Source organism: Streptomyces spiralis (genome assembly GCF_014654675.1).
Taxonomy (GTDB): Bacteria; Actinomycetota; Actinomycetes; order Streptomycetales; family Streptomycetaceae; genus Streptomyces; species Streptomyces spiralis.
Window position 1 is genome coordinate 171,542 of record NZ_BNBC01000016.1, and the last position, 6,655, is coordinate 178,196.

Below are 6,655 nucleotides of genomic sequence, written 5' to 3' on the forward strand. Positions count from 1 at the left end.
GACTGAGGGCCCGTTGGTTCCCCCATGGAGACCAACGGGCCCTCCGGCCTGAGGGACGGATCAGACCTTCAGCCGCTCACCCTGCTCCGGCACCGAGGAGGCGACCACGACCTCCGGCGTCTCGTCGTGGGTGAGGTCCGGCAGCCGGTGCAGCCACTTCGGCAGGTACCAGTTGCGCTCGCCCAGCAGCGCCATCACGGCCGGCAGCAGCACACCGCGGATGACCGTCGCGTCGATGAGCACCGCGGCCGCCAGGCCCACGCCCATCTGCTTCATGGACTGCATGGACAGCGTCCCGAAGATCGCGAACACGGCGACCATGATGACGGCGGCGCTGGTGACCACGCCCGCCGTGGTGACCACACCGTGCTGGATGGCGTCCCTCGTGGTCCGGCCGCGCAGCCGTGCCTCGCGGATCCGGGAGACCACGAACACGTGGTAGTCCATCGACAGCCCGAACAGGATCACGAAGAGGAACAGCGGCAGCCAGGTCACGATCGCGCCGACGCCCTCCGCGCCCACCAGCGACGCACCCCAGCCGTGCTGGAAGACGGCGACGAGGATGCCGTAGGCCGCGCCCACCGACAGCAGGTTCAGCAGGATCGACGTGATCGCGACGGTCAGCGAGCGGAACGACAGCAGCATCAGCAGGAAGGCGAAGACCACCACGAAGGCGAAGACCGGGACGACCGACCCGATGAGCTGGTCGTTGAAGTCGTGCGAGCCGGCGACCTGACCGGTGATCGGCGCCTGCACGCCCTCGACCTTGCCGAGCGTCGCGGGCCGCACCTGGTCGCGCAGCTTCTCCAGGCTCTTGCCGGCCGTGTCGAAGTCGGAGCCGCCGACCAGCGGCACGGAGACGAAGGCGACGTTCCTGTCCTCGTACAACTTGACCTCCACCGGGCCGCGCGAGGCGCCCGAGCTGACGGCCTGCTCCTTGAAACTCGCCAGCGCGGACCTGACCTCCGGGGCCTTGATGTCCTTCGCCCTGACGACCACCTGGGCCGGCTCGGAGCCGCCCGGGAAGGCGTCGTTGACACGGTTGTACGTCTGCACGATGGGCAGCGAGTTCCCGAACTCCTGGTCCAGCGTGAGCTGCGAGGTCTTCATGCCGAGCGCCGGAGCCGCCACGGCGAGCAGCGCGCCCACCGCCACGACCACCGAGACCACCGGCTTGGCCAGCACGCCCCGCAGCACGGCCGTCCAGAACCGGCTCTCCCCGCCACCACCGCGGCGACGCCGCTTCAGGAACGGGAGACGCCCCTTCTCCACCCGCTCGCCCAGCAGCGACAGCAGCGCAGGCAGCACCGTGACGGACCCGACCATGGCGACCGCCACCACCATCAGCGAGGCCAGGCCCATCGCCTCGAACTCGGCGAGCCCGGTGAACAGCATGCCCGCCATCGCCACGCACACCGTGACACCGGAGACGACGATCGCCCGGCCGCTGGTCGCCGCGGCGATGCGCAGCGCCGTACCGGCGTCACGCCCGGCGGCGCGCTCCTCGCGCTCCCGGCGCAGGTAGAACAGGCAGTAGTCGACGCCGACCGCCATGCCGACCAGCAGCATCACGGAGTTGGCGGTGTCGCTCATCGGCTGCAGATGGCTGACGATGCCCATCAGGCCCATGGTCGCCATGATCGCCGTGATGGCCAGCGCCACCGGCAGCAGCGCGGCCACCAGCGCGCCGAAGGCGATCAGCAGAATGCCCAGGGCCACCGGCACCGCCGAGTACTCGGCCTGCTGGAAGTCGTTCCCGAAGGCGTCCGAGTACTGCTTGTTCATGCTGGCGCCGCCGATCTCCTCGATCCGCAGCGACGAGTGGTCCTTCTGGACGCCCTCGACGGCCTTCAGCACCGGCTCGACCCTGTCGCCCGCGGTCTCCGCTTCGCCGCGCATGTCGAACTGCACCAGCGCGCTGCGGCCGTCCCGGGAGATGGTCTTCGTGTCGTACGGCGAGGTCACGTCGGTGACCCGGCCGGTGGCGCCGACGGCCTTCACCACGTCGGCGACGGCGGCCCGGAAGGCGGCGTCGGTGGCCTTGGTCGTGCCGTCCTTCGTCTGGACCAGGACGCTCTCGCTCGCCGGTTCCTTGATCCCCGCGTCCTCGATGATCTTCGCGGCGGTGTGCGTCTCGCCCTTGAGCTGGTCGCTGTCCTTGACGTCCACCCGGCCCGCCGCCGACCCCAGCCCCATCGCCAGCACGACGAACAGCACCCATATGCCGACCGCCGCCCATCGGTGCCGGGCGGACCAGCCGCCGGCCCGCGCGGCGAAGCCCCGCACCCGTGTCTCTCCGTTCCCCATGACGGGCTTGCCCCCTCCAGGCCCTCTCGTGAGGCCCTCGTGCGCGGCGGCGACCCTTGCCGCCACCTTCCGCCAACGACGGTATGGGCTGCATAAGCGCAGCTCGTCGTACTGACCGGTGAAGTGGGACGGCCGCCGCTCCTCCCCTCGTATCCCGGCGTCTCCGCACTGGGGAGGACGGCGGCCCCCTACAACTATCCGCCCTACTCGGGGGCGGTGATCAGGGTGACCGCTCTAGGTCTGCACCTATATCCGCCGGACAGACCCTAAGGTGGGCGGATGACGATGTACGCAGCGCTGTTGCGTGGGATCAACGTGGGCGGCAACCGGAAGCTGCCGATGGCCGAGCTGCGCACCCTCATACAGGAACTCGGCCACGGCGAGGTCCGCACCTACCTCCAGAGCGGCCAGGCCGTCTTCTCCTCCGGCCACGGCGACGAGGAGTCCCTGGCGGCGGAGCTCGTCACCGCGATCGAGAAGCGGTTCGGCCTCACGGTGGACGTGATCGTGCGCGACCACGCCTATCTGCGGGCCGTCGCCGACGCCTGCCCGTTCCCGGCCGCCGAACTCCAGGCCAAGCAGCTGCACGTGACCTACTTCTCCGCCCCTGTGGACGCCGCCCGCTACGCCGAGCTCGACCAGGCGGCCTACCTGCCGGAGGAGTTCAGGCTCGGCGACCGCGCCCTGTACCTGTACGCACCGGACGGCCTCGGCCGCTCCAAGCTCGCCGAGCACCTGTCCAGACGCTCGCTGACCAAGGACCTGATCGCCACGACCCGGAACTGGAACACGGTCGTCAAGCTCGTGGAGATGACCGCGGAGTGACGCGGATGACCGCGGAGTGACGCAGATGACCGCGTGGTCCGGGTCAGGCCAGGGCATCCAGCCGGGACAGCTCGGACACCGAGAGCCGCACGTCCACCGCGTCCAGGTTCTCCTCCAGATGGGCGAGGGTGCCCGTGCCGGGGGTCGGGCAGAGCACGGGGGAGTGGTGCAGCAGCCAGGCGAGGGCGATCTGCCCCGGCTTCGCCCCGTGCGCGGCGGCGATCTCCGCGCACACCGGGTGCCCGGTCAACTCGCCGTTGCCCAGCGGAAACCAGGGCAGGAACGCGATCCCGTGCTCCTCGCACAGCTTCAGCAGCGGCTCGGACGCGCGGTCGAGGAGGTTGTAGCGGTTCTGGACGGAGACCACCTCCGTCAACTCCAGGGCGGCGGCGAGCTGTTCGGCGGTGACCGTGTCCAGGCCGATGTGCCCTACCTTGCCCTCCGTCCGCAACTCGTCCAGTGTGCCCAGCTGTTCGGCCATCGGTACGGCGGGGTCCAGCCGGTGCAGCTGGTACAGGTCGATCCGCTCCAGCCGCAGCCGGCGCAGGCTCGCCTCGCACATTGCCCGCAGCGACTCCGGCCGCCCGTCCACGTGCCAGGCGTTGTCGGCGGTACGCACCACCCCGCCCTTGGTGGCGATCAACAGACCCTCCGGGTACGGATGCAGGGCCTCGGCCACCAACTCCTCCGCGATCGACGGACCGTAGTTGTCCGCCGTGTCGACCAGGGTCACCCCGCGCTCCACCGCACGCCGCAGCACGGCCACCGCATCGCCCGCGGCACCGCGCGGCCCCCAGTAACCGGGCCCGGTGAGCTGGGCGGTGCCGTAACCGAGGCGTCGTACGGGCAGCTCCCCGCCGAGCGTGACCGTCTCCTGGACCACGCGGCTCTCCTGGATCACACGATCCTCCCGGATCTGTCGATGGCATGTACAGCCGTCTGTGGGAGGCTCCTCCCATGCGCTACATCATCATCGGGGCAGGGGCGGTCGGCGGAGCGATCGGGGGACGGCTGGCGCAGAGCGGGCGCGAGGTCGTGCTTGTCGCGCGCGGGGCGCACCTCGCGGCACTGCGCGCGGGCGGGTTGCGGCTCACGGTGCCCGAGGGCGAGCTGACGCACCGGCTGCCCGCCGTGGACGGGCCGGACACGGTCGGTGAACTGCGCGCCGACGACGTGCTGATCCTGGCAGTCAAGACCCAGGACACCGAGGCGGCCCTGGCGGCCTGGGGCCCGGCGCCGGTGGCCGGCGGCGGCACCGCCGCCGAGCGGCTGCCGCTGTTGTGCGCGCAGAACGGCGTAGAGGGGCAGCGGCTCGCGCTGCGCCGCTTCCGGCATGTGTACGGCGTCTGCGTCTGGCTGCCCGCCACCCACGTCGAACCCGGCGTCGTGTCCGCCGCCGGAACCCCGCTCACCGGCATGCTGCACCTCGGCCGGTGCCCGTACGGAACCGACGACACGCTCCGGCGGATCGCCGCCGACCTCGAGCGGGCGCATTTCGAGGCGCCCGTCGTGCCGGACGTGGCCCGCTGGCAGTACGCCAAGCTGCTCGGCAACCTCGCCAACGCGATCGAGGCCGTCAGCGGCCCCCTGGAGAGCGAGCAGGCCCGGGCACTGTACGAGCGTGTGCGCGCCGAGGGCGAGGCCGTGCTCGCCGCCGCGGGCATCGCGTACGCGAGCCCGGAGGAGCAGAAGGAGGCTCGCGGCGACAAGATCACCCTCGTGCCGCTGCCCGGCGCCCAGCGGGGCGGCGGCTCCTCGTGGCAGTCCCTCGCACGCGGCACCGGCACCATCGAGGCCGACCACCTCAACGGCGAGATCGTCCTCCTGGGCCGGCTGCACGGCGTGCCCACCCCGCTCAACGAACTCCTGCAGCGCCTGGCCGACACCGCCGCCCGCGAGCGCCGGGCCGCGGGCTCGCTGCCGGTGACCGAGCTGGTCCGGCTGGCGGACGAAGTGGACCAGGGAAGCAGTCGCTGATTGGACCGTGATGATGCGCCAATGGGGTCCTAGGGTCGGCGGCATGACCGACTCCCGTCAGGACACCACTCCGCCCACCAGGGTCGACTGCTACTTCGACCCCGCCTGCCCCTTCGCCTGGATCACCTCACGGTGGCTGCTGGAGGTCGAGCGCGAGCGCCCGCTCGACCTCCGGTTCCACGTCATGAGCCTGTACCTGCACAACATCGGCAACGAACTGCCCGACTGGTACCGGGAGCTGGTCGACAAGTCGATCGGCCCGGTGCGCGTCGCCGTGGCCGCCGCCGAGCGGCTCGGCGACGAGAAGGTGCTGCGCGACCTCTACACCGCCTTCGGCACCCGGATCCACGAGCGCGAGGAGACCGACTTCGACGTGGTGGTCACCGAGTCCCTCGCGGAACTCGGGCTCCCCGCAGAGCTGGCCGAGGCCGCGCACGATCCGTCCTACGACGCCGCCGTGCGCCGCAGCCACGAGGCGGGCGCCGAATCCGACTCGGGCCGCTACGTGGGGACGCCCACCCTTCACGTCGACGGGACGGTGTGGTTCGGCCCCGTCCTGCGGGCGATCCCGCGCGGCGCCGAGGCAGCCCGGCTCTTCGACGCCTTCCGAGTGCTGGCCGGCCACCCCGACCTCTTCGAGCTCAAGCGCACCCGCACGGGAGCGCTCCGCTTCGACTAGGGGGTGTCCGACACCACCCAGGACCGGCTCAGGCGCCGACGGCCGTGATCAGCGGCTGCCGGGCGGCGTCGTACCGCTCCAGCAGCACGCGCGCCACCTCCGGCGCCGGGCCGAGCACCTCGGCGAGGACGTCCGCGCCGGCCGCGCCGCGCGCGATGCGGTCCGGCAGGAAGCCGGGAGCCAGGACGTACGGCGCGACCGCGACCTTCGCGCAGCCCAGTTCCCGCAGTTCGCGCACCGCGTCCTCGGTGCGCGGAAGAGATGCGGAGGCGAACGCAGGCCGCACGGCGCACCAACCGGTGTGCCGCCACTCCCGCGCGATTTCTGCGATCACTGCGGTCGCCTCCGGGTCCGAGGACCCCGCCGAGGCCAGCACGACCCCGGTCGAGGACTTGTCGGCGGGGGACAGCCCCGCCTCGTACAGCCGGCGCTCCAGGGCCGCCGTCAGCAGCGGCGAGGGGCCGAGGACGTCGGCCTGCCGGATCCGCAGCCTGGCCGGAGCCTGGCGCAGCACCGACGGGATGTCCGCCTTGGCGTGGAAGGCACGGGTCAGCAGCAGTGGCAGCGCCACCACGTCCCGCACTCCCTCGGCGGCCAGGGACTCCAGCACGCCGTGCACGGACGGCACGTTGAAGTCCAGGAAGCCGGTCTCCACCCGCAGACCCGGGCGCATCGCCCGCACCCGGCGCACCAGGGCGTGCACGGTCGCGGCATGCCGCGGATCGCGGCTGCCGTGGGCGATGACCAGGAGAACGGGTCGGGAGGCCATGGGCGTTCAGCTCTTCACGTACAGGCCGCGGCTGCGCAGGACCCAGCGTTCGAGGGGGCTGAAGATGAGCAGGTCGATGGCGATGCCGACGAAGAGGA

General features: G+C 71.7%; 6 protein-coding genes. 3 read left to right on the forward strand and 3 right to left on the reverse strand.

The annotated features are described in order from the left end of the window. Positions 1–60: 60 nt before the first annotated feature. Positions 61–2,307, reverse strand: a complete 2,247-nt coding sequence (locus IE318_RS18680; RefSeq protein WP_189901764.1) for an MMPL family transporter — start codon at positions 2,305–2,307, stop codon at positions 61–63. A 279-nt stretch (positions 2,308–2,586) separates the two neighbouring features. Between IE318_RS18680 and IE318_RS18685 the strand changes: the two genes are divergently transcribed. Beyond that, the gene (locus IE318_RS18685) at positions 2,587–3,132 is read left to right on the forward strand and encodes a DUF1697 domain-containing protein (RefSeq protein ID WP_189901766.1); all 546 of its coding nucleotides are present in this window, start codon (positions 2,587–2,589) and stop codon (positions 3,130–3,132) included. A gap of 43 nt (positions 3,133–3,175) precedes the next feature. Here the strand turns inward: IE318_RS18685 and IE318_RS18690 are convergent, their stop codons facing one another. Next, on the reverse strand, positions 3,176–4,033 hold the full coding sequence (locus IE318_RS18690) for an aldo/keto reductase (RefSeq protein WP_229903586.1): 858 nt from the start codon (positions 4,031–4,033) through the stop codon (positions 3,176–3,178). 56 nt (positions 4,034–4,089) lie between these two features. Between IE318_RS18690 and IE318_RS18695 the strand changes: the two genes are divergently transcribed. Together IE318_RS18695 and IE318_RS18700 are read left to right on the forward strand one after the other, a co-directional pair. Then, positions 4,090–5,109 carry a ketopantoate reductase family protein gene (locus tag IE318_RS18695; protein WP_189901768.1) on the forward strand — a complete coding sequence of 340 codons (1,020 nt, stop codon included), beginning with the start codon at positions 4,090–4,092 and terminating at the stop codon, positions 5,107–5,109. Between the two features lie 43 nt (positions 5,110–5,152). Further along, positions 5,153–5,788, forward strand: a complete 636-nt coding sequence (locus IE318_RS18700; RefSeq protein WP_189901770.1) for a mycothiol-dependent nitroreductase Rv2466c family protein — start codon at positions 5,153–5,155, stop codon at positions 5,786–5,788. 28 nt (positions 5,789–5,816) lie between these two features. Here IE318_RS18700 and IE318_RS18705 read toward each other — a convergent pair whose 3' ends face one another. Then, a complete protein-coding gene (locus IE318_RS18705) occupies positions 5,817–6,557 on the reverse strand; it encodes a sirohydrochlorin chelatase (RefSeq protein WP_189901772.1) in 741 nt (246 codons plus the stop codon). Between the last annotated feature and the right edge of the window lie 98 nt (positions 6,558–6,655).

Excerpts from the sequence above, each read along its gene's own strand:
- IE318_RS18680 (WP_189901764.1), bottom strand. The coding sequence starts at position 2,307 with ATGGGGAACGGAGAGACACGGGTGCGGGGCTTCGCCGCGCGGGCCGGC.
- IE318_RS18685 (WP_189901766.1), top strand. The coding sequence starts at position 2,587 with ATGACGATGTACGCAGCGCTGTTGCGTGGGATCAACGTGGGCGGCAAC.
- IE318_RS18695 (WP_189901768.1), top strand. The coding sequence starts at position 4,090 with ATGCGCTACATCATCATCGGGGCAGGGGCGGTCGGCGGAGCGATCGGG.
- IE318_RS18700 (WP_189901770.1), top strand. The coding sequence starts at position 5,153 with ATGACCGACTCCCGTCAGGACACCACTCCGCCCACCAGGGTCGACTGC.
- IE318_RS18705 (WP_189901772.1), bottom strand. The coding sequence starts at position 6,557 with ATGGCCTCCCGACCCGTTCTCCTGGTCATCGCCCACGGCAGCCGCGAT.